This window comes from Rhizobium sp. BK176, from assembly GCF_024808055.1.
Genome location: NZ_JANUBV010000011.1, coordinates 1 through 19,849 on the forward strand (window position 1 = coordinate 1; position 19,849 = coordinate 19,849).

Below are 19,849 nucleotides of genomic sequence, written 5' to 3' on the forward strand. Positions count from 1 at the left end.
CAGCTTGCCGGCAGTGGCACGTTGATCAGTCCGGCTCACGCCGGAGAGCATGGGACCAGAGCCGTCCAGTTACACCACTGCAGTGGGCACGATCCGTCGTAAACTCTCTCCAGATCAACAAACCCCCACTTTGTCCCTGGAGCATCGAGGAATCCGTACATCGTTGGATTGAGGTGGGTTTTGTTTCGGTTTCCCTCGGTAACAAAGTCTTTTATATGCCGGTAAACCCGTTCCAAATTTTCATTCGCCACAGAGACGCAACTGGTCTTCCTCGCGGAATTATAGGTAAGGGTTAGTGCTAGTATGTACCGATCTTCGAATTTCTCAGGAGAGCATCTGAATACTTTGTCGGAAAAATAAAGATGTTTTCTTCCCATTTCTATAGTAGAGTTGGAGTATATGTTTCTATTTAATCTATATTGTGATTTTCGTTTCATTAAATTTGTCCTTTTTATGTAATATAATAGCGATATTGTATAAGTTAAATTTAGATAATACTTTACATATGCCTCAGGAATGTTCCATGAGGCCGCTGCTGTTCGCGAATTGACTGATGCATACGGCGGGCGTTAAGTCTTTCAGTCGCTGGTAATCCACGCTATCTGTGTTGCTGGGAAGATCCCTGTCTATTTATGCGAGGTCGTGGGACGGGTTCGAAGCATCCAATGAGACCGTATCGACGGCGCTAGCTTCAATGACCACGCAGGGGTGCGGATGAATGTTCTCAGCGCGCTCCAAGCAGAAAATGTCACAGTATTTTATCTCTCGCGCATTTCTTGCGCAGATTAGTCTATTGATACGATCTGTCCTCCTCCTTAAATTGAATAATACTTTCTATGCCGCTATCGGGAAGCGAAAATAATATTTTATGTAGTGATTTGTTCTTGTGGGCTTCGAGCCCTCGAAGAGGCCTAATTTATACAACAACTAGACTGAATTGTCAACAAAATTTGCTTAATGACGCGATATTTATTGGTTAATCTACTTTGTTATTCCAATAATTTAAAGAATTAACTCTCGTGCTATGTGCATGGTTGAAACCCGCGATGCTGACGACAGGCGACAACAGGATTCGTGAGCGACACAGCTCGTTCAGGCTTCGAAAAGATAGCTGATTTTTTCTGACCGGGCGTTCCGATCCGGCCCCTGCGGCGTAGACTCACGACGAGGCTCTATTCATCCTGGTTGGTGACCATCGCCTCGTCGACGATCCTCGTTCTGGGCCTTCTGAAATGCAGACAGCAGCGTAATCCGTTTTTCTCACGGGCCACCCTATGAAAATCGTTCTAACCGTATCCTGCTCGTCGTTGCGCGGGAGCGTAGCGCTAATGCTCGTTATCAAGCAGACCTATACGGCAGCTCGTCCGATAGGCCTCGCCGGCGACCTTCCTATGGTGTCTTGAGACCTTATCCGTTGGTCTCGCGTCCAGCCCGAAACGAAGTGAGTTCGGTTGCGATAACGCTAGGTAGTATCGCGGTGAGTAAATGTAGATGGCGATCGCCGTTCGAAGCGATGATAGAAGGCACTCAGGTCGCTTAAGCGCCCTTATTCTAGAGAATAAGCCTACGGAAAATGGGAGGATTGGCTCACCAACCCGCGTAGGAAGAATGGCGATAGGGCGAGATAGCAAAGCGGTGATTGCCTCCGCTCTACTCACTTCGCATGCGGTCGCGAGGATGAAATACTCGCCGCTTTTCGAAGGACCGTCACTACGGCAGCAACTACCCACTATAGCGACGCTCCGCGGACCTCCTCAGCAAAGGGAATACCAGATTGGGCGCCTCGCTTAGTACAAGCGAGTGACGCTGCAACGACGGCCTGCTGAAGTGCGGTATTGATCGGCAATCTCGCGTGTAAGCCGGCGGCGAGATATCCGACGAAAGTATCGCCTGCCCCAACTGTATCTACCGGCTTTATTGGCAAGGCCGCCACCGAGAGAATGCTTTTGCCGTCGCATGCAATTGCACCTGCTTCCCCCTTCGTAACCACAAGGAGTTTCTCGTCTTCGCAGAAAAGCGCTCGGAAAGCAGCCTGCACATCACCATCGGCAGTTTCCGTGAGGCGAGCTGCTTCAGCCATTTCACTTTCGTTCATAACCACGATATCCGCGAGCTTGCTGAGCCTCACTGCGTCTATCGTAAACGGCGCGGTGTTGAGCAGAGTCTTGATCCCCCTCCATTTCGCAACCTTAAGCGCGTACTCGACAGTGGAAGCAGGAATTTCGAGTTGGAGGACAAGATGGTCACCGGCGCTTAGTTTCTCGACAAGCCGATCTACGTCATCGCTGCCTACCCGGTAATTCGCACCCGGAATAGAAATGATCATGTTGTCGCCTTTCTCTGCGACAAAAATTGATGCGACCCCTGTTGCGGCGCCCTTCCGTGCCACATGAGAGATGTTGACACCGGCAGCAATCAAGTTATGCAACGCAGCCCCTCCGTGATCGTCGATCCCTACGGCGCCCGCCATCAACACCTCCGCGCCAGCTCTATTAGATGCCAACGCTTGGTTTGCACCTTTTCCGCCTGGCGAGACTTCGAACAATGACCCGCCGATTGTCTCGCCTGGTACCGGGAGACGCGTCGAGCTGGCAACGAAATCGAGGTTGATGGAACCAAGTACGGCAATCATCGAGAAGACTTTCTGTTGGAGAAGTATTAGAATCGCCTCCGCGGCAGGAGGTTCCGATCGAAGGAAGGTGGCTTGTGTAGTCCGCCTGCTTCCACAGTTTAGGGATCTTCCTTTTCGATAAGGCGCTAACTGGCGGATGGCCGTCCGGACGGGCCATCCGCTTCAACGGATGAACCGGATGCGAGGCCGCGGCTAAAGTGTGAGAAGGCGCTCTGTAAGGAGTTCGAACAGTCGCTCGTCGTTGGCGCCAGTTACAACGAAGCAGTTCGCAGCCGCACCTGCTCGGTGCCGCTCCGAAATTGCAGCATGGGTGCGACCACGGTTAAGCGCCGATGTACAATCGACATCGACCTTCGCGTCTACGCCGCTAAAGATCGATGGTTCCAGCAGATACATCGTCACACAGGGGTCATGAAGCGCGGGATCCTTTCCGCCATAGTTGATCATCATAGCGGCAGTCTGGCGCGCGATGTCAGAGCGGCCCCGCTCCAAAACAGCGATCCTGTCGGCCGTCGAAATCACTTTCTCGGTCACGTCCAGGCCGAACATCACAAGTGGAACGCCGGCGTTGACCACGATCTGTGCTGCGTGAGGATCAAACCACACGTTGAACTCAGCTGCCGGCGTCGTGTTGCCCGGGCAGAAGGCTGCGCCACCCATAAAGACGATCTTCTTGATCTTCGAAGCAATCGCCGGTTCTTTGATCAAGGCCAAGGCAATGTTGGTCATTGGGCCGATCGGGCAAAGAGTGATCTCGCCAGGGTGTTTCATCACGGTGTCGATGATAAAATCCACGGCATGCTTGGGGGTCGCCTCACGCGACGGTTCACGAATTCCGACATCCCCGAGGCCGTCATTACCGTGAACGGAAGACGTTTGTGGAGGCGTCGGAAACATAGCGTGCTGGCATCCGGCAAAAACGGGAATATCCCGGCGACCGGCCAAATCGCAGATTCTCAGCGCATTGCTGGTCGTATATTCCAAGGGGACATTCCCTGCGACGGTAGTAATGCCGAGGAGTTCGATTTCTTCGGGTGATGCGAGGGCCAAAAGAATTGCGACCGCGTCGTCAACGCCGGGGTCGCAGTCGATGATAATACGGTGTTTGGTCATGCGTCCTCCTCGCTGGAGGCAAAGCCATCCAGCGGTTTTTGTTTTCGTGGAGATAAGGCTTTTTGCTTAGCGGTTCCGAGAAAGCGACAAGGGCGCATTCCCGATTGGGCAGTCGCCGACCACCCAATGCTAAGATGCAGATGAAGGTTGTGACTACTTCAAGAATTCGTTGGTGTAGTACTTGTTAGCCGGAAGAACCTCTTTCAACTGACCGGTATCCTTGAGTGCTTGAGCAAGCGGCAGCCAATGCTGATCGGTCTGCACAAGGAAACCATCCGGGCCGCGGAGGATCGGAACCAACGCCTTCCATCCGAGTGTGTTGTATTCCAAGGTGCCGCTGTCGGGGTAAACCTTGGTAACAATCTTCGCGGCTTCATCGGGGTTTTCGGCTGCCCATTGCGTCGCCTTGACAGTGGCCTTCATCCACTTTGAGGCGATGTCCCCGTGTTTCGCGAGATAATCCGTACTCGCCGTGTATGCCCAGATCGGAATATCTGGAACGCCGGCCTCCTTACCGACGAGAGCGGTCGGATCCTTCTGAAGCTGGGTCTGAACGGTGGGAACGAGATAGTTCGAGGTGTTCGTGGCAATGTCGATCTTGCCAGCCAGCAAGAGTGGGGTATCGCTGTCGTGCGCGATAATGAGCTTTACATCATTCTCGGTGATGCCTGCGGCCTTGTAGACAAACGGCATCATCGCTTTAGTCCAGGAGTCGGTGAAAATACCGATCGACTTGCCCTTCAGGTCTTCCAGCGTTACGCGCTCGCCAGGGCGCCCGAAGAGGCCCCAATTATTGTGTTGCGCGTAAACGCCGACAGACACAATCGGCAATCCTTGCTCAGCGCCAAAGACTACGTCAGTCGTTGCCTCGAAGCCAATATCAGCCTGTCCGACAGATAGAAGCCGGGCCGTCGTCTGGGAGTCTGGCGGCAGAATGACGTCGACCTTGAGCCCTTCGTCTTTGTAGAACCCCTTCTCGATCCCTGCTACCACCGGAATGATGGCATGGTCGGCGCTCGACCAATTGAACACGAAGCGCACGGGCGTCAGCTCTTCTGCAAGCGCCGAGGTGAGTTGGGCGCCAGCCATGAGTACCGCTAATGCGGCGGTCTTCAACAGCGTTGATTTCATTTTCTTCCCCTCTTGTTAGAGTTCACAATCACGCTCTCTGAATTGAAAGCGGTGTCATCGAAGCCACTTGGGAGCTGTCGATTGGGTGCGCCATGGTGTGGCAATGATCTCCATCCCAAGAACGATGAGGAACGAACCGACGCCGATTGCAGTCAGCAAGAGCATGGCGGCGTAAACACCGGCCGTGTCCATTCTCGCGTTTGAGCTAAGTAGAAATGTGCCGAGGCCTTGATTGGCGGAGGCCGTCCATTCACCGATGACAGCGCCTGTCACCGCATAGGTAGCGCCAATTTTCAGACCGGAGAAAAGTGGGCCAACGCATGCCGGTAGCTTTACGATAAGGAACACGCGGAGCTGGCTTCCGCCCATAAGGCGCGCGAGATTGATCATATCCCTGTCAATGCTTGCGAGTCCGTCGAGGACATTGACGACAACAGGGAAGAATACAATCCAAGCAACGATGATCAGTTTTGGGGTCAGTCCAAAGCCAAACACAATTACCAACGGAGCAGCGATGGCAACGATTGGAACCGCTTGGGACACGATCAGAGCCGGCATGATCAGACGCCGGACAAAACCGATCTGCCCCATGACCAGTGCAAGAATGAACCCGACCAGTGCGCCAACGATGTAACCAATGGCGGTTTCATAGAGCGTCTGCCCAGTCAGGATCCTTAGCTCCTGCCACTTTTCCGCGAGCGCGCCAAAGGCAAGAGCCGGCGACGGGATGACATAGGGGGGCAAACCGGAGACAAGGATAACCAACTGCCAGGTCACTACAATCAGGATCAAGGCTGTAAGCCAAACGGCGATGGGTGCCAAACCACGAGAAATTTTCTCTTTCATCAGACCGCTCCCTGTCTGGGCTCATCGTGGTAGAGGTGCGCCATGATGTGACGCTTTAGGACAGTGAATGTCTCGGTCGTCAGATCCTCCAGTGATCGCGGCCTTGGTAGGTCGACATCGACAATCTCGCCTATTCTGCCGGGTCGCGGTGTCATGACTACGATACGGTCAGCCAAGAAGATTGCTTCATCGACGTCATGGGTGACAAAAAGGATTGTTCGCCCGAGGTCCTTCCAGACCTGCAGAAGCCATTGCTGCATGCTAAACCGGGTCTGCGCATCCAATGCTCCAAAGGGCTCGTCGAGCAACATGACCTGCCGCCCTGCGGCAATAGTGCGCATCATGGCCACACGCTGACGCATCCCGCCTGAGAGCGCGTGCGGATAGTGGTCGAGAAAGTCACCAAGGCCGTATCGGCGTGCTAAACTCTCGGCTTCCGCCTGGTCGTCCTTGGTCGCGCCCCGCGTCAAAGATGCAGCGAGCGTGATGTTGCCCTTTACGGTCCGCCAGGGCAGCATCAAGTCCTTCTGGAGCATGTAGCCGACCTCGCCCGGCTTGTTGCTTACATCTCGCCCGTCGAGCTTGATTTTTCCGGAGGTCGCCCGAAGAAGACCTGACACTGCATTAAACAGAGTGCTCTTCCCGCATCCAGAAGCACCCAGAATGCAAACAAATTCGCCTTCGCTGACCTGCAAAGACAGGTCGCTGAGAGCTACAACTGCACCGAAACGCACATTCAAGTTCTCGATCGATAGTTTCGGGGTAGGGGCGGCGGTAGTCGAGCCGCTTACAACTGGTGCTGATGCCCGCGATTCTCGCATCCGGGAAATCCTTTGCTGATGCTGCTCCACATTATTATGTCTGTACATAATGGCGCATTTTTCTCGTTGTCAATGAGCGTCTTCGGTTGATCGATTAGGAATACTGATCTTTCTGATGGTCAATTGCATAAAGTATGAATTTCTGTTTAGTATAACTAAAGTGAGTTGCGCATAGGAGGTCGGAATGAGCGTTCGCTTACCGGGATTGAGAGGGGTGCAGGCTTTCGAAGCAGTGGGACGATCCGGGAGCGTTGCTGTCGCAGCAAGAGACCTAGGGCTCTCACCGGGCGCAGTTAGTCAGCATATAGGCAGGCTGGAAGAGGAAGTTGGGGTCGCGCTTTTTGAGCGAAAGGGGCGAAGCCTCGCGCTGACTTCCTGGGGGCAGATTTATCTTCAGAGCGTTCGGGAGGGTTTTGATCATTTGCGCGCAGCGAACGATGTCCTGCAGCGCGCTCGCCTCAAATCAGAGATTGTAATGAGTGCGCCGCCCTCAGTGACAATCCGTTGGATTCGCGGACTGATGGCGGAGTGGCAGCGCACAACGCCAGGTGTAAGCGTGAGATTGTTAGGAGACGATCATGAGCCCGTTTTTGACGAGGAGCAGGTCGATTTCAGAATTTCGTATGGTACTGCGCGTCTCAAGTATGCCCATTTTACCGACCTATTTGTCGATCGCGTTGCACCAATGTGCTCGCCTGAGTTCCTGACGCGCCATCCGGTCGTTGGCGCTGCGGATGTCTTTAAGTGGCCGCTGATTGGTATCGAGTGGAAAAATCCCTATCAGTCACCACCATCATGGTCCGATTGGGCGATCCGGTTTGGTATCGAACCCCTTAACGAACCCTGTGAGATCTCATTTTCCTTATCTAGCGCAGCTGTCGACGCCGCCATTCATGGAGCGGGTTTCGTGCTCGGACAAGCGTCCCTGGTGGCGGACGAAATCGCGAATGGACAGCTCGTCGTTCCCTGCGATTGTTGGATGTCGCTGTCGGAACCATATGCACTGGCTTGGAATCCAGCAACACTCGACCGCCCCCATGGAAACGAGTTCAAAAATTTCGTGATCCAATCCGCTCGGAAGTTCAGGCGCGAAACGCGTCGCGCAATGGACTAGAAGCCTGCATGGGCCAGGCTCTGCATGATGTCCTGGCCCACCCCCTTCCTCGCCATAGATCGCGTTCATGACATCGTCATAGGATCTGGCTGAGGAAGAGCTTGGTGCGCTCGTGCTGCGGATTGTCAAAGAACTCGGCCGGCGAGTTCTGTTCGACGATCTGGCCTTGGTCCATGAAGATGACGCGATCCGCGACCTGACGGGCAAAGCCCATTTCGTGTGTCACGCAGAGCATCGTCATACCTTCTTCGGCAAGTCCGACCATCGTCTCCAGAACTTCCTTGATCATCTCGGGGTCAAGCGCCGAGGTCGGCTCATCGAAGAGCATGATCTTCGGGTTCATGCAGAGCGAACGGGCGATCGCCACGCGCTGCTGCTGACCGCCCGAGAGCTGGCCTGGATACTTGTTGGCCTGCTCCGGGATCTTCACGCGCTTCAGGAAGTGCATGGCGACTTCTTCCGCCTGCTTCTTCGGCATCTTGCGCACCCAGATTGGGGCCAGCGTGCAGTTTTCCAGGATGGTCAGATGCGGGAACAGGTTGAAGTGCTGGAAGACCATGCCGACTTCGCGGCGGACTTCATCGATCTTCTTGAGGTCGTTGGTGAGTTCGACGCCATCGACGACGATCTGCCCCTTCTGGTGTTCTTCCAGGCGGTTGATGCAGCGGATCATGGTCGACTTGCCGGATCCCGACGGGCCGGCAATGACGATGCGCTCGCCACGCATCACTTTCAGATTGATGTCACGCAGCACGTGAAAATCGCCGTACCACTTATTCAAGTCCGAAAGTTCAACTGCCACCTCAGTGCTGAACGTGTTGGTAAATACAGGATCCACCTGCGGGTCTATGAGCCCCATTTGCAACGATCTCCTTAGCAAAAGTCTCAGGTTACGCGTCTGGCCAGTTCCAGCTTAGTGACGTTCGCGGTTTCGTAGGTCCGCCTCCACCTTTCGTGAGTACGATCCAATCGAAAAGCAAATGACGAAGTACAGCAACGCCACGAACATGTAGGCTTCTCGGTAAAAGCCCAGCCACTGTGGATCCGCGAGTGATTGGCGTGTTGCACCGAGCAAATCGACGAGGCCCACGATCGCGACCAATGAAGAATCTTTGATCAAGCCAATTAGGGTGTTTGTGAGCGGCGGGACACTGATACGAAGAACCTGCGGCAAGACGACGAGCCTGGTTGTGGTCAAATATGTGAGACCAAGCGACCTTGCAGCCTCAAACTGGCCTAGCGGTAACGAATTGAGGCCCCCTCGAATAACCTCCGCAAAGTAGGCAGCACCAAAGAGGATGATACCAACCTGCGCCCTAATCACAGCGTCAATCTCGAAGCCACGAGGGAGAAACAGTGGAAGCATAACGGATGTCATGAATAGCACCGTGATCAGCGGGACTCCTCGTACAAACTCGATATATCCCGTGCTGACCCACCGAATTAGTGGCAGATCCGAAGTCCGGCACAATGCCAGCACTATCCCCAGCGGAAAGGCCGAAGAAGCGCCGACGATAGTGATTAACAGCGTCAGTGGGAGCCCCCCCCATTTTGACGTGGGTACAGGCGTCAATCCCGCCCAGCCCCCAGCAAGCAGGGCGATCACCAGAACCAGCGTCGCAATCCAGAAGGCGACGAGCCACAGGCCCCACAATCTTTTGAACGTGCTGGCACCAAGACCGCCAAATAATAAGACGAGCGCTAGAGACGGCCGCCATTGCTGATCAAATGGGAAATAGCCAAAAAGGATGAAGCGCAGCTTCTCGACGATGAACGCCCAGCATGCACCATCAACGCCACGGCAGCTAGCTCCGTTCGGCGCGCTCCACACGGCATTGAAGAGCGCCCAACTCAAAATAGGTGGGATTAGGCAGTAGAGAAGGAAACCAATGGCCACGGTTATAAGCACATTGATCCAACCCGAAAAAAGAGACCGCATCCAGGCCATTGCGCCGTTCGACGCGTTTGATTGAGCGCCAATCATCGTGTCACCAGTGCCATCTTATAGTTGTACCAATTCATGAATCCGGCCGTCACCAGATTGATCGACAGATAAACGGCCATGAAAATCGAGACGACCTCGATCGCTTGGCCGGTCTGGTTAATCGTAATGTTCCCGATCGCAACGATATCGGGATAGGCAATCGCCACACCTAGAGACGAATTCTTTATCAGGTTGAGATACTGGCTCGTCAAAGGCGGAATGATTATGCGAAGCGCTTGAGGTAGTACGATGAGCCTCATGATCCGGCCGTTATGCAACCCGAGCGATCGGCCTGCTTCGACCTGCCCCTTAGTTATCGCCAAGATACCGCCCCGTATCGTCTCAGCAATGAAGGCGGAACTGTAGGCGCTCAAGCCAAAGAGCAATGCGCCAAATTCTGGAGTGAGGCGCAGACCTCCCGCGAAATTGAAGCCATGCAGGACCGGCAGTTCGAACTCGAATGGCATACCTAAGGCCAACCAAGTGATAATTGGGAAGACGACAATAGAAAGGCTGTAAGGCCATACGATAGGTCGATGACCGGTCCTTTCCTGCATCGTTGATGCTCTACGCCCTGTGGCGACGGAAACGAGAAACGCCAGGCAAATGCTGACCGCGATCCAATATCCGTATGGTCCGAAAGACAGGCTGGGAACCACGATCCCGCGGTTGCTAAGGAAGATGCCGCCCACCCAATCGATAGCTGCTCGCGGAGGCGGGAAGCTGATCGTAAGCATGCTGTACCAGAAAGAAAGTTGCAGCAGGAGCGGTATGTTTCTCAGGCCTTCGACGTACATCCCGGCGACAAGTGCCAGTAGCCGATTGTTTGAAATTCGCGCAATTCCAACGACAGTGCCCAGCACTGTCGCGAAAACAATCGCGAGCGCGGCAACCTTCAAGGTATTCAAGAGCCCTACAGCGAGGGCCCTAGCGTAGCTATCTGCGCCAGAATACGGAATTAGCGTTTCGCTGATTTCGAAGCGCGCGGTGCGTGCTAAAAAGTCATAGCCAGTCGCGATGCCTTGTCTCGCGAGATTGCCGGCCGCTATAGAAGCCAGCGCGCCAAGCACTGCAGCAAGCACCGAGACAACGGCAATCTGGAACAACCAAGCCCTGAATTTGCTGTTGTTAAGTATCTGTCGGTTCAACGCCACGCGAATTTTCGAGTGCGCGGATGTTTGTGTCGGTGACAAGCTCATCGAGGTCGAGCTCCATATTTGTGCGGCGATCTTCGCAGCTAAGAAGACGTCCCACTCCGCTCGTGGGACGTCGCAGGCCGCAATGTAAGACTTATCGAGCTGGCGGCGCGTACAGAAGGCCGCCCTTGTTCCAAAGCGCGTTCATGCCGCGGTCTAGACCAAGGGGAGTTCCTTTCCCGACATTCCGCTCGAAGATCTCACCGTAGTTTCCGACTGCTTTGATTGCGTTGTAGGCCCAGGCCTCATCAAGCCCCAAAGCCTTTCCGTTGCCCGGGACAGTGCCAAGGAGCGCCTGAATGGACGGGTCAGGGTTCGTCTTCATCGACTCGAGGTTTGACTGGGTCACTCCTTTTTCCTCCGCCTCGATTAGCGCGAAGCCCACCCATCTCAGGATGTCACTGAATTGCTGATCGCCATGGCGGACCGCAGCGGCAAGCGGTTCCTTCGAAATCAGTTCAGGCAAGATCGTGTAGTCAGCCTGATTGCTCGCGAGCGAGGAACGCCAAGCTGCCATGCCGGAAGTGTCCCCGGTGTAAACGTCGCAGCGTTTGGAAGTGAAAAATGCATTGTTCAGTTCGTTGACGTCTTCAATAGCAAGCGGCTTGAAGTCTTTGCCGATAGAGCGGAAGAAGTCGGCCACGTTGAGTTCGTTGGTGGTACCTGTCTGCATGCAGATGGTAGCGCCTGATAGATCCTTCGCTGACGAAATACCCATCGACGCCGGCACCATGAACCCTTGGCCGTCGTAGAAGAGGATGGCACCGAAGTCGAGGCCGAGGGATGTGTCGCGGGTCAGCGTGTATGTAGTGACGCGCGAGAGCACGTCCACCTCGCCTGATTGAACCGCGGTGAACCGGTTCTGCGCCGAGAGCGGCTTGAATGTTACCTTCGAACTATCGCCGAAGATTGCTGCCGCCATCGCATGGCAAAAGTCTACGTCCATTCCGGACCAGGTGCCCTGGCTGTCGGGCGCAGAAAACCCTGCGATTCCTTCGCTCACACCGCAGACGAGCTCGCCGCGTTTCTTCACGGCGTCTAGTATTTCGCCAGCATGGGCAGGCAGGCCGAACATGCCAGCCGCCACGGCGATGGACAGAATTGTTCTCATATCATTCTCCTCCGATTTAGACATGGGCGACCCCTTTTTGCCTTAAGACCACATGTCAACACTAAAATGTCTATACATAAAACGGAAAGTCGGTCAATCGATCGAGTGTCCGTTTGCGACAAAATATATTAGAATTTGCAATGTATGGCTCGGTCAAGCTGGGTGTTTATGAGTTTTTGTTTAGTTTTTGTAAATCCAAATTGGATTTGTCCGGCTTCTCTGCAGGCTTTTGCAGCCATGTCGATCACAGGGTCATATTTCTCTAACAGTCGTCGTGTTCCTGTTTTGTTCTTTCTGTGTTATTATTGTTTTAGCGAAAGCATCTGCTGGCAACTTTCGTTGTCACGAAAGATAATTCGCATCGACATTGATACCTTCTATGCGTCCGCGGAGCAGTGAGACCACCCTGCGTTACGTGGCCCTCCGATCGCGGTCGGCTGAAGCGAGTTCGGTGCCAACTCGGCCGCCGTCACTACACCTAGCGAATGCCCTGGACTCATTTTCGTGACGCCGCAGTTCGACGTCTATTGCGTAGGTGTCGCGGCAAATCAGAGATGTCGCCGGTGGCTACACGCCGCTCGTTGAGCCCTTATCGCTCGATGAGGCCATCTGAACGTCTCGGAGGATCTCTAGAGAATGGTGATTGCGATGGAGTTCGCGTCGGAGATCCGAGCTAGAATTTGGGCTGTTTCCGGCCTGACTTCGGCGGGCATCTCGGGGCAGATTTGTGCCGATGTGCTGTTAGGGTATTTTCGTAAAATGTCACAGATATTGTTACACATTACGAACAGCGGTCAGCTATACTATTGATTCTGTTATGTAAATTCAAAGAAATATGGCGCACCCGACAGGATTCGAACCTGTGACCTTTGGAATCGGAATCCAACACTCTATCCAGCTGAGCTACGGGTGCATGCCTGAGGCGGTTTGAATCGCCTGTCCGATGGGTGGTTCTTAGCCTAGCTTCTCGCCAGCATCAATCTCCAAAATTGAAAAGTGCGCCGTTCTTGCAAACGGCGCGCCGATTGTTGTCAGACCTGCATGGCGCCGGGGCCGGGGATGGCCTTTGGCGGGACCTTGCCGAGGATGATCATGCCGAGGACTTCGTCCTTGGTCACGTCCTCGGTGCGTGCATGGCCGACGACCTGGCCGTTCTTCATCACCGAGACGCGGTCGGCGAGGTCGAAGACGTCGTGGATGTCGTGGCTGATCAGGAAGATGCCGATGCCTTCCTTCTTCAGCTGCTTGATCAGCTCGCCAACCTGCGCCGTTTCCTGTGGGCCAAGCGCAGCCGTCGGCTCGTCCATGATCAGGATGCGGGCATTGAAGAGGATCGCGCGGGCGATCGCCACCGATTGCCGTTGGCCGCCTGAGAGTGCCTTCACCGGCTCCTTGAAGCGGCGGAAGTTGGGGTTGAGACGACCCATCACTTCGCGAGTCGAGGCTTCCATGGCGACGTCGTCGAGCGTGCCCCATTTCGTGCGGATTTCGCGGCCGAGATAGAGGTTGGCGGCGGCGTCGACGTTATCGGCGACGGCAAGCGTCTGGTAGATCGTCTCGATGCCGTACTTCTTGGCATCGCGCGGATTGCGGATGTCGGCCGGTTCGCCGTTGATCAGGATCTCGCCGCTGTCGCGCTTGTAGGCGCCGGAGAGGATCTTGATGAGCGTCGACTTGCCCGCGCCGTTGTGGCCGAGAAGGGCGACGACTTCGCCGGGGTAGAGATCGACCGAGGCATTGTCCACGGCGTGGATGCCGCCGAAGGAGATCGAGATGTTCTTCAGTTCCACAAGGGGAGTGCGTTGATCAGTCATATCTAGGACTCCTCTTACTTCGACCGCGAGCGATAGACGGTGTCGAGCCAGACGGCAACGACCAGCACGGCGCCCACGACGACATTTTGTATGGGGGTATCGACGTTTGCGAGACCCATGCCCGACTGCAGCGACTGCATGACCAGCGCGCCAAGCATGGCGCCGGCGATCGTGCCGGTGCCGCCGGCAAGCGACGTGCCGCCGATGACGGCCGCCGCGATGGTGTAGAGCTCGTAGGTCGTGCCTTGCGAGTTGGCGGCTGCATTGAGGCGAGCGGTCGAGATCGCCGCGGCAACAGCTGCCAGGAAGCCCATCAGCGCGAAGATGCGGACCGCGACCCAGCGGGTCTTGATGCCGGCGAGCTCGGCTGCCTCAGGGTTGCCGCCGATCGCGAAGACATAGCGGCCGAAGCGCAGGCGGGTGGCGATGAAGGTCATGACGATGCCGACGAGGACGGCGATCAGGACCGGCACAGCGATGCCGTAGGAGATGAACAGGCCGGCTTCCGGCCAGGCGATACCGTTGGCCTCGGCGTATTTCTTGGCGATCGCCACCGGCCAGTAATAGATGGTCGAGACCCAGATGGCGCCGAGCACCAGCACACAGCCTAGAACGGCCAGGAAATATTCGGCCCAGAGCGGCCGGCGCGGGAAGTTGAAGCGCTTGCGCTGGTGGCGCGAGCCGATGATGCCGACGATAATCAGCACGCAGGCGACAAGCCCGATGATCCAGCTCCAGGTCGCGCCGACGGCACCTTCAGCACCGCCGCCCATGATCCGGAATGTGGTATCGAGCGGAGCGACCGTCTGGCCCGATGTGACGTACCAGGCAAGACCGCGCCAGGCGAGGAAGCCGCCGAGCGTGACGATGAAGGAGGGGACGCCCAGGAAGGCGATGATGACGCCCTGGAAGAGGCCGATCAGCGTTCCGGCGATCAGGCCACAGACCAGCGTGATCAGCCAGGTCCAGGAATTGTCGAAGCCGAGATATTGCGGCAGGAATTTCGCCTGGACGACGCCCATGATCATGGCGACGAGGCCAAGCATCGAGCCGATCGACAGGTCGATGTTGCGGGTGACGATGACGAGCACCATGCCGGTCGCGAGAACCGCGATCTCGGTGGTCTGGACCGAGAGGTTCCAGAGGTTGCGCGGCGTCAGGAAGAGCCCGCCGGTGTAGAGATGGAAGCCGATCCAGATGACCAGCAGCGCCGCGACCATGCCGAGCAGGCGCGTGTCGATCTCGGTTGCGCGCAGGAAGCGCGTGAAAGCGTTACCCTCCGCCGGGCGCGGATGGCCCGATGAGGATTGCGTGATGTTTGCCATGGGTTTGCCGTTTCCCCCACTGTTTGAGCTTTTTGGCGCGGGCGCCCGAAAGCCCTTGCCGAGGTGCCCTGTTCTTCTAATCGACCACCGAGAGACTTCCGAAGCGGCCGCTCAAGGGGCGGCATTGTTCCGGCAGGGAATCAAAGCGTTCGCGGTGCGTTGCGAGGCGGGGAGCGTTCGTGGACGGCTCCATCCGCGTCCGGCGCCGCAGCGTGACCGCTGCGGCGCCGGCATGTTGGTTTAGCTGGCGAGGATTAGTCGCAAGCCTTGACGGTGCCAGCCTTGACGCCCTGGCAAGCTTCAGCCTTGGAGATCCAGCCGGCGTCGATGACGACGTTCAGGTTGTCTTTGGTGATTGCTTCCGGCTTCAGGAAGATCGACTGCATCTTCACCTTCTTCGGACCGCCTTCGAAGGAAGTTACGCCCTCGATCTTGTCCATCGTCTTGCCGCCAGCGAGGTCGAGCGCGATTTCAGCAGCGCGCTTGCCGAGTTCGCGGCTGTCCTTCCAGACGGAAACCGTCTGCGTGCCGAGCGCAATGCGGTTCAGAGCAGCCTTGTCGGCGTCCTGGCCGGAAACCGGAACGGTGCCAGCCATGCCCTGTGCGTCGAGAGCAGCCACTGCGCCGCCGGCGGTGCCGTCGTTGGAAGCAACAACCGCGTCGACCTTGTTGTTGTTGGCGGTCAGGAACTGTTCCATGTTGCGCTGAGCGTTCTGCGGCAGCCAGCCGTCGGTGTAGGCTTCGCCGACGTTCTTGATCTTGCCCGCGTCAACAGCGGCCTTCAGGACTTCCATCTGGCCGGCGAACAGGAAGTCCGCGTTCGGGTCGGACGAAGAGCCCTTGATGAAGACGTAGTTGCCTTCAGGCTTGACCTTGAACACGCCTTCAGCCTGCAGGCGGCCGACTTCCTTGTTGTCGAAAGTGATGTAGAAGGCAGCAGGGTTTTCGATCAGGCGGTCGTAGCCGACGACCGGAATGCCTTCAGCGGCAGCCTTTTCGATGGCAGGGCCGATCGCGTCACTATCCTGAGCGAGAACGATGAGTGCGTTCGCGCCCTGCGATATCAGCGATTCAACGTCGGTGAGCTGCTTTGCGGCAGACGACTGTGCATCAGCAGAAATGTACTTCGCGCCCTTGGCTTCGAGGGCTTTCTTGATGGCGGCTTCGTCGGTCTTCCAACGCTCTTCCTGGAAGTTCGACCAGGAAACACCGACGACGAGGTCGGCAGCCATTGCGGCGGTATGCACCGACACCAGGATGGCCGCGCCGGCCATCAGCTTCAAAACAGACTTCATAAATATCCTCCCGAGTGAATAGCGGCCAGCCCCAGCCAGTGGTTCCTCCGGCCGCCGCGGTTCGCTGACGAGAAGCTTCGAATTATTTTCTCGACAGTCGAGAAATTTAGTGTCAGAGATTTTTTCAACTGTCAACACTGCACTACCGACGGAATTTTCGTTAGGGAAAACCTGTCGGGGATACAGTGTGAACGAGGGCGGAATGCGAGGGGGAGAGGGCCGGCATATATGCTGACCAAGTCGAGCACGGAGTTGGTCCGGCAGAGAAATAGCGTCCTCGTGCTCGCCGCGCTTCGAAGGCATGGAGCGCTCGCCCACACTGAAATCGCCGACTCTACGAAGCTGTCCTCCGCCACGGTTTCGGCGATCACTGCCGATCTGGAGAAGGCGCAGATCATCGAGAAATCCGAGCATCAGGCAGCGAGCGGACGGGGGCGCCCGCGCGTCATGTTTCGGCAGCGACGCGACTGCGGCTACCTTGTCGTTGTGATCATTTCGTCGGATGGCGTGCAGTACTCGTTGGTCGACTACGCCGGCAAGCTCATCGACCGATTCAGCGAGGAAAGGTCGCATGATCCTGCAGGCGCCGAGCGGTTTGTCGCCTCCGTTAGGGATGGGCTCGCGCGCATTCTTTCACGCTCAAAGGTTCCCCGGGAAAAAGTGCTGCTGATATCGATTAGTAGCAAGGGGCTCGTGCATCCCACAGAACCGGTGCTGGTTTGGTCGCCGATTTTCGGCAGCAATCAGATCGACTTCGAATCAGCGTTGCGGCCAGATTGGCAAGCCAGGATCCTTCTCGGCAATGAGACGCAGCTTGTTGCAGCGGCGCTCGGTGCGCATGAGGAAAATACGAGGCCGACAGATTTTCGTGCTCTTGCCGCATTGTCGCTCGGACACAGCATCGGCCTTGGCATCGTCCGGCGCACGGGGCAGGGCGAGCGGGAAATCTCGGCGCCGAATTTCGGACATATGCTACACATGGCGAATGGTGGCCTCTGTCGCTGCGGCAGCAGGGGATGCATCGAGGCCTATGCTGGCTTCTACGCCATTCTGCGTATGGCCTTCGAGGTGCCGCTCGATACCATTCCGGCGAAGTTCGTGCCTGTCGCCGAGCTCGACAAGATCGCAGCGCAAGCGCGCCACGGGCATCGCATGTCTGCCTTTGCGTTCAGGCAGGCCGGCATCGCGCTCGGAAACGGACTTTCACGTCTGCTTAGCCTGACGGAGCGCATGCCGATCGCAATCACGGGTCCAGGAACGCGTTACTATGATCTGTTGCGTCAGGGCATCGAGGATGGACTTGGCCAGGCGCATATCGTGCGGATGGAAGGAATGCCCGAGATTCGCGTTGCGCCTGACGAATCGATCCTTGTCTTCGAGGGGCATCTCGACCGGGCATTGTCGGTGATCGATCAGGAGTTGGTTCTGTCGGGTATTCAGGGGGCCGACTAGCCATGCGGCCAGGGCGAAATAGGCGTAAAACGAGAAATGGCCGGGCAGGGACCCGGCCATTTCACAGGTGGCTTTCGGTCGGGAGAGGGCCGTCAGCCAATCTTGATGAGCTTGCCTTCCTTGACGGACTGCACGGCAGCATCTGCCAGCGCCAGAGCAGCGAGACCATCGGCACCCGACGGCGCGATCGTCGCACCCTTTTCGATCGCCGCGATGAAGCTAGCGATCTCGTTGGCGTAGGCTTCGGTGTAGCGGGTCATAAAGAAGTCATGCAGCGGCGGGCGGGTGTAGCCGTCGCCGTTGGCAACTTCGATCGAAACAGGGCGCTGATTTTCGGCGGATACCATGCCTTTGGAGCCATGCACTTCGATGCGCTGGTCGTAGCCATACGTGGCGCGGCGGGAGTTGGAGATGATCGCCTGCTTGCCGGACTTGGTCTGCAGGATCACCGAAACGCTGTCGTAGTCCCCGGCTTCGCCGATCGCCTTGTCGACAAGGACAGCGGCGGTGGCGCTGACGGCAACCGGCTCTTCGCCGAGCAGGAATCGGGCCATGTCGAAATCGTGGATCGTCATGTCGCGGAAGATGCCGCCCGAACGCTTGATGTAATCAACCGGTGGGGCGCCCGGATCGCGCGAGGTGATCGTGACCATTTCAACGTCGCCGATTCGGCCGTCGTCGATCGTCTTGCGAACGGCCATGAAGTGCGGGTCGAAGCGGCGATTGAAACCGACCATCAGCTTGCCCTTGGTCTCGTCGACGACCTTGATGCACGCCTTGACGCGGGCAACGTCGAGATCGATCGGCTTTTCGCAGAAGATGGCCTTGCCGGCGCGGGCGAAACGCTCGATCAGGTCGGCGTGAGTATCGGTCGGGGTGCAGATGACGACGGCGTCGATATCCTTGGCGGCTTCGATCGCCTCGATCGTGCGGACCTCGCAGCCATACGCCGAGGCGATGGCTTCGGCCGCCTGCGGGAATGCGTCGGCGACAGCAACGAGTTTGGCATTGGCATCGCCGCTGACGGCCTTCGCATGAACCTTGCCGATGCGGCCGGCGCCGAGAAGACCAAATCTGACTGTCATGAGAACCTCCCTTGGATTCGGAACAAATGAACCGAATTGTGATGCATGTGGAATTTTCATTCCATTTAATGGTTGCCGCGTCAAGCCCGGCGCCCTTTCACATTTTCAGAATCCATCCTAAAGACATGTGATCGAAATACGGCGCGGGACAATTATGCAGCTCATAGATCCGAACCATCCGGCCTATCGCCCGCTCTGGGCTCGCGTCCTGATCGTGACCGTTTGCTTCGGCTGGGCACTGGTCGAGATCATCACCGGTGATCCGTTCTGGGCGGTTCTATCAGGCGGTGCGGGCGTCTATGCCGCCTATATGCTGTTCTGGAGCTACAAACCGCAAGCGGCAGAGAGCGTCACGCCGGCACCTTCCGATGACGAGGAAGAAAAAGAAGATCGAGAAGACAAGAAGGACGCTGACTAGTCAGCGACCGAGGCGCCGCAGCGCCTGGTCGATCAGCAAATTCGCGGTCGTCATCCGCTTGGTGGCGTTCTCGCGGAATAGCGGATGAACGCGATCGGGGTGGTTCTTCTTGGCAAAGGCACGACGCTTTTCGCTGAGGCCCTGGGCTGTATCGCGCATGGAAATATCCAGTTCTGCAGCGATATCCTCTGGCGCTACGCGCGTGAGGTGATCTGGCATCACAGGGTCTGGCTCAGGCGAGGTCGGGGGCACCGGTGAGGACTCAGGCGCCGTCTCCGGGGCAAATCCCATTGTCTCCACGTACGCCTGATCGGCCCTGTTTGACTGGGCCGAGACCCCTTCCATGACATCGAAGGCAAGACCGGTGTTGAGACCGCTCACACGGGCGGTGGGTGCATCCTGCTCGGCTGCCTCATCGTCCTCCGCCTTCAGGCGGTCGAGGACGGACTGGAACACGGATTGGCCAAACAGCATGATTGCCTCCCTTGGAGGCGCGCATTAGACCCGAGCAA

General features: G+C 56.6%; 19 protein-coding genes, 1 tRNA gene and 1 pseudogene. 4 read left to right on the forward strand and 17 right to left on the reverse strand.

Annotated elements, in window-relative coordinates:
• Window positions 1-1,022: 1,022 nt before the first annotated feature.
• The 7 genes from FHT76_RS41450 to FHT76_RS26450 all read right to left on the reverse strand — a co-directional run bounded on the left by FHT76_RS41450 (window position 1,023) and on the right by FHT76_RS26450 (window position 6,591).
• Window positions 1,023-1,163 carry a WGR domain-containing protein gene (locus FHT76_RS41450; RefSeq protein ID WP_405049515.1) on the reverse strand — a complete coding sequence of 47 codons (141 nt, stop codon included), beginning with the start codon at window positions 1,161-1,163 and terminating at the stop codon, window positions 1,023-1,025.
• Window positions 1,164-1,325: 162 nt separating this feature from the next.
• Entirely contained in the window at window positions 1,326-1,730 is a 405-nt protein-coding gene (locus FHT76_RS41455; RefSeq protein WP_405049516.1) for a ProQ/FINO family protein, read from the reverse strand.
• Entirely contained in the window at window positions 1,730-2,632 is a 903-nt protein-coding gene (locus tag FHT76_RS26430; protein ID WP_259185996.1) for a ribokinase, read from the reverse strand. The genes FHT76_RS41455 and FHT76_RS26430 overlap by 1 nt, the downstream gene beginning before the upstream one ends.
• Window positions 2,633-2,824: 192 nt before the next feature.
• Window positions 2,825-3,745, reverse strand: a complete 921-nt coding sequence (locus FHT76_RS26435) for a nucleoside hydrolase (RefSeq protein ID WP_259185997.1) — start codon at window positions 3,743-3,745, stop codon at window positions 2,825-2,827.
• A 153-nt stretch (window positions 3,746-3,898) separates the two neighbouring features.
• Window positions 3,899-4,876, reverse strand: a complete 978-nt coding sequence (locus FHT76_RS26440) for an ABC transporter substrate-binding protein (RefSeq protein ID WP_259185998.1) — start codon at window positions 4,874-4,876, stop codon at window positions 3,899-3,901.
• Window positions 4,877-4,930: 54 nt separating this feature from the next.
• Complete coding sequence (locus tag FHT76_RS26445) at window positions 4,931-5,722, reverse strand: ABC transporter permease (RefSeq protein WP_259185999.1); 792 nt, start codon at window positions 5,720-5,722, stop codon at window positions 4,931-4,933.
• Window positions 5,722-6,591, reverse strand: coding sequence for an ABC transporter ATP-binding protein (locus tag FHT76_RS26450; RefSeq protein ID WP_310503291.1), 870 nt, complete (start codon window positions 6,589-6,591; stop codon window positions 5,722-5,724). The genes FHT76_RS26445 and FHT76_RS26450 overlap by 1 nt, the downstream gene beginning before the upstream one ends.
• Window positions 6,592-6,727: 136 nt before the next feature.
• Here FHT76_RS26450 and FHT76_RS26455 point away from each other — a divergent pair, with 136 nt between their 5' ends.
• Window positions 6,728-7,657: a LysR substrate-binding domain-containing protein gene (locus FHT76_RS26455; RefSeq protein ID WP_259186003.1), complete on the forward strand. Its 930-nt coding sequence runs from the start codon at window positions 6,728-6,730 to the stop codon at window positions 7,655-7,657.
• Between the two features lie 76 nt (window positions 7,658-7,733).
• Here the strand turns inward: FHT76_RS26455 and FHT76_RS26460 are convergent, their stop codons facing one another.
• The 4 genes from FHT76_RS26460 to FHT76_RS26475 form a co-directional block, all read right to left on the reverse strand.
• Window positions 7,734-8,516, reverse strand: coding sequence for an amino acid ABC transporter ATP-binding protein (locus tag FHT76_RS26460; RefSeq protein WP_259186004.1), 783 nt, complete (start codon window positions 8,514-8,516; stop codon window positions 7,734-7,736).
• A 54-nt stretch (window positions 8,517-8,570) separates the two neighbouring features.
• The gene (locus FHT76_RS26465; protein ID WP_259186005.1) at window positions 8,571-9,641 is read right to left on the reverse strand and encodes an amino acid ABC transporter permease; all 1,071 of its coding nucleotides are present in this window, start codon (window positions 9,639-9,641) and stop codon (window positions 8,571-8,573) included.
• Window positions 9,638-10,840 carry an amino acid ABC transporter permease gene (locus FHT76_RS26470; RefSeq protein ID WP_259186006.1) on the reverse strand — a complete coding sequence of 401 codons (1,203 nt, stop codon included), beginning with the start codon at window positions 10,838-10,840 and terminating at the stop codon, window positions 9,638-9,640. The genes FHT76_RS26465 and FHT76_RS26470 overlap by 4 nt, the downstream gene beginning before the upstream one ends.
• A gap of 91 nt (window positions 10,841-10,931) precedes the next feature.
• The gene (locus FHT76_RS26475) at window positions 10,932-11,948 is read right to left on the reverse strand and encodes an amino acid ABC transporter substrate-binding protein (RefSeq protein WP_259186007.1); all 1,017 of its coding nucleotides are present in this window, start codon (window positions 11,946-11,948) and stop codon (window positions 10,932-10,934) included.
• A gap of 321 nt (window positions 11,949-12,269) precedes the next feature.
• Between FHT76_RS26475 and FHT76_RS26480 the strand changes: the two are divergent.
• Window positions 12,270-12,665 (forward strand): annotated as a pseudogene (locus tag FHT76_RS26480) (DNA polymerase IV); the annotation flags it as partial.
• Window positions 12,666-12,784: 119 nt separating this feature from the next.
• Here the strand turns inward: FHT76_RS26480 and FHT76_RS26485 are convergent.
• The 4 genes from FHT76_RS26485 to xylF form a co-directional block, all read right to left on the reverse strand.
• Window positions 12,785-12,861 (reverse strand) — tRNA-Arg (locus FHT76_RS26485).
• A 118-nt stretch (window positions 12,862-12,979) separates the two neighbouring features.
• Window positions 12,980-13,762, reverse strand: a complete 783-nt coding sequence (locus FHT76_RS26490) for an ATP-binding cassette domain-containing protein (protein ID WP_183861356.1) — start codon at window positions 13,760-13,762, stop codon at window positions 12,980-12,982.
• Window positions 13,763-13,776: 14 nt separating this feature from the next.
• The gene (locus FHT76_RS26495; RefSeq protein WP_183861354.1) at window positions 13,777-15,087 is read right to left on the reverse strand and encodes a sugar ABC transporter permease; all 1,311 of its coding nucleotides are present in this window, start codon (window positions 15,085-15,087) and stop codon (window positions 13,777-13,779) included.
• A gap of 254 nt (window positions 15,088-15,341) precedes the next feature.
• Window positions 15,342-16,382, reverse strand: a complete 1,041-nt coding sequence (xylF, locus tag FHT76_RS26500) for a D-xylose ABC transporter substrate-binding protein (RefSeq protein WP_016554835.1) — start codon at window positions 16,380-16,382, stop codon at window positions 15,342-15,344.
• A 228-nt stretch (window positions 16,383-16,610) separates the two neighbouring features.
• On the opposite strand from xylF, the gene FHT76_RS26505 reads away from it, so the two are divergent.
• Entirely contained in the window at window positions 16,611-17,834 is a 1,224-nt protein-coding gene (locus FHT76_RS26505) for an ROK family transcriptional regulator (RefSeq protein WP_183861352.1), read from the forward strand.
• A gap of 92 nt (window positions 17,835-17,926) precedes the next feature.
• On the opposite strand, the gene iolG is transcribed toward FHT76_RS26505, so the two are convergent.
• A complete protein-coding gene (iolG, locus tag FHT76_RS26510; protein ID WP_183753981.1) occupies window positions 17,927-18,919 on the reverse strand; it encodes an inositol 2-dehydrogenase in 993 nt (330 codons plus the stop codon).
• A 154-nt stretch (window positions 18,920-19,073) separates the two neighbouring features.
• Here iolG and FHT76_RS26515 point away from each other — a divergent pair, with 154 nt between their 5' ends.
• The gene (locus FHT76_RS26515) at window positions 19,074-19,337 is read left to right on the forward strand and encodes a hypothetical protein (RefSeq protein WP_183753983.1); all 264 of its coding nucleotides are present in this window, start codon (window positions 19,074-19,076) and stop codon (window positions 19,335-19,337) included.
• Here FHT76_RS26515 and FHT76_RS26520 read toward each other — a convergent pair whose 3' ends face one another.
• Window positions 19,338-19,811 carry a hypothetical protein gene (locus tag FHT76_RS26520; protein ID WP_183861350.1) on the reverse strand — a complete coding sequence of 158 codons (474 nt, stop codon included), beginning with the start codon at window positions 19,809-19,811 and terminating at the stop codon, window positions 19,338-19,340.
• Window positions 19,812-19,849 lie beyond the last annotated feature (38 nt).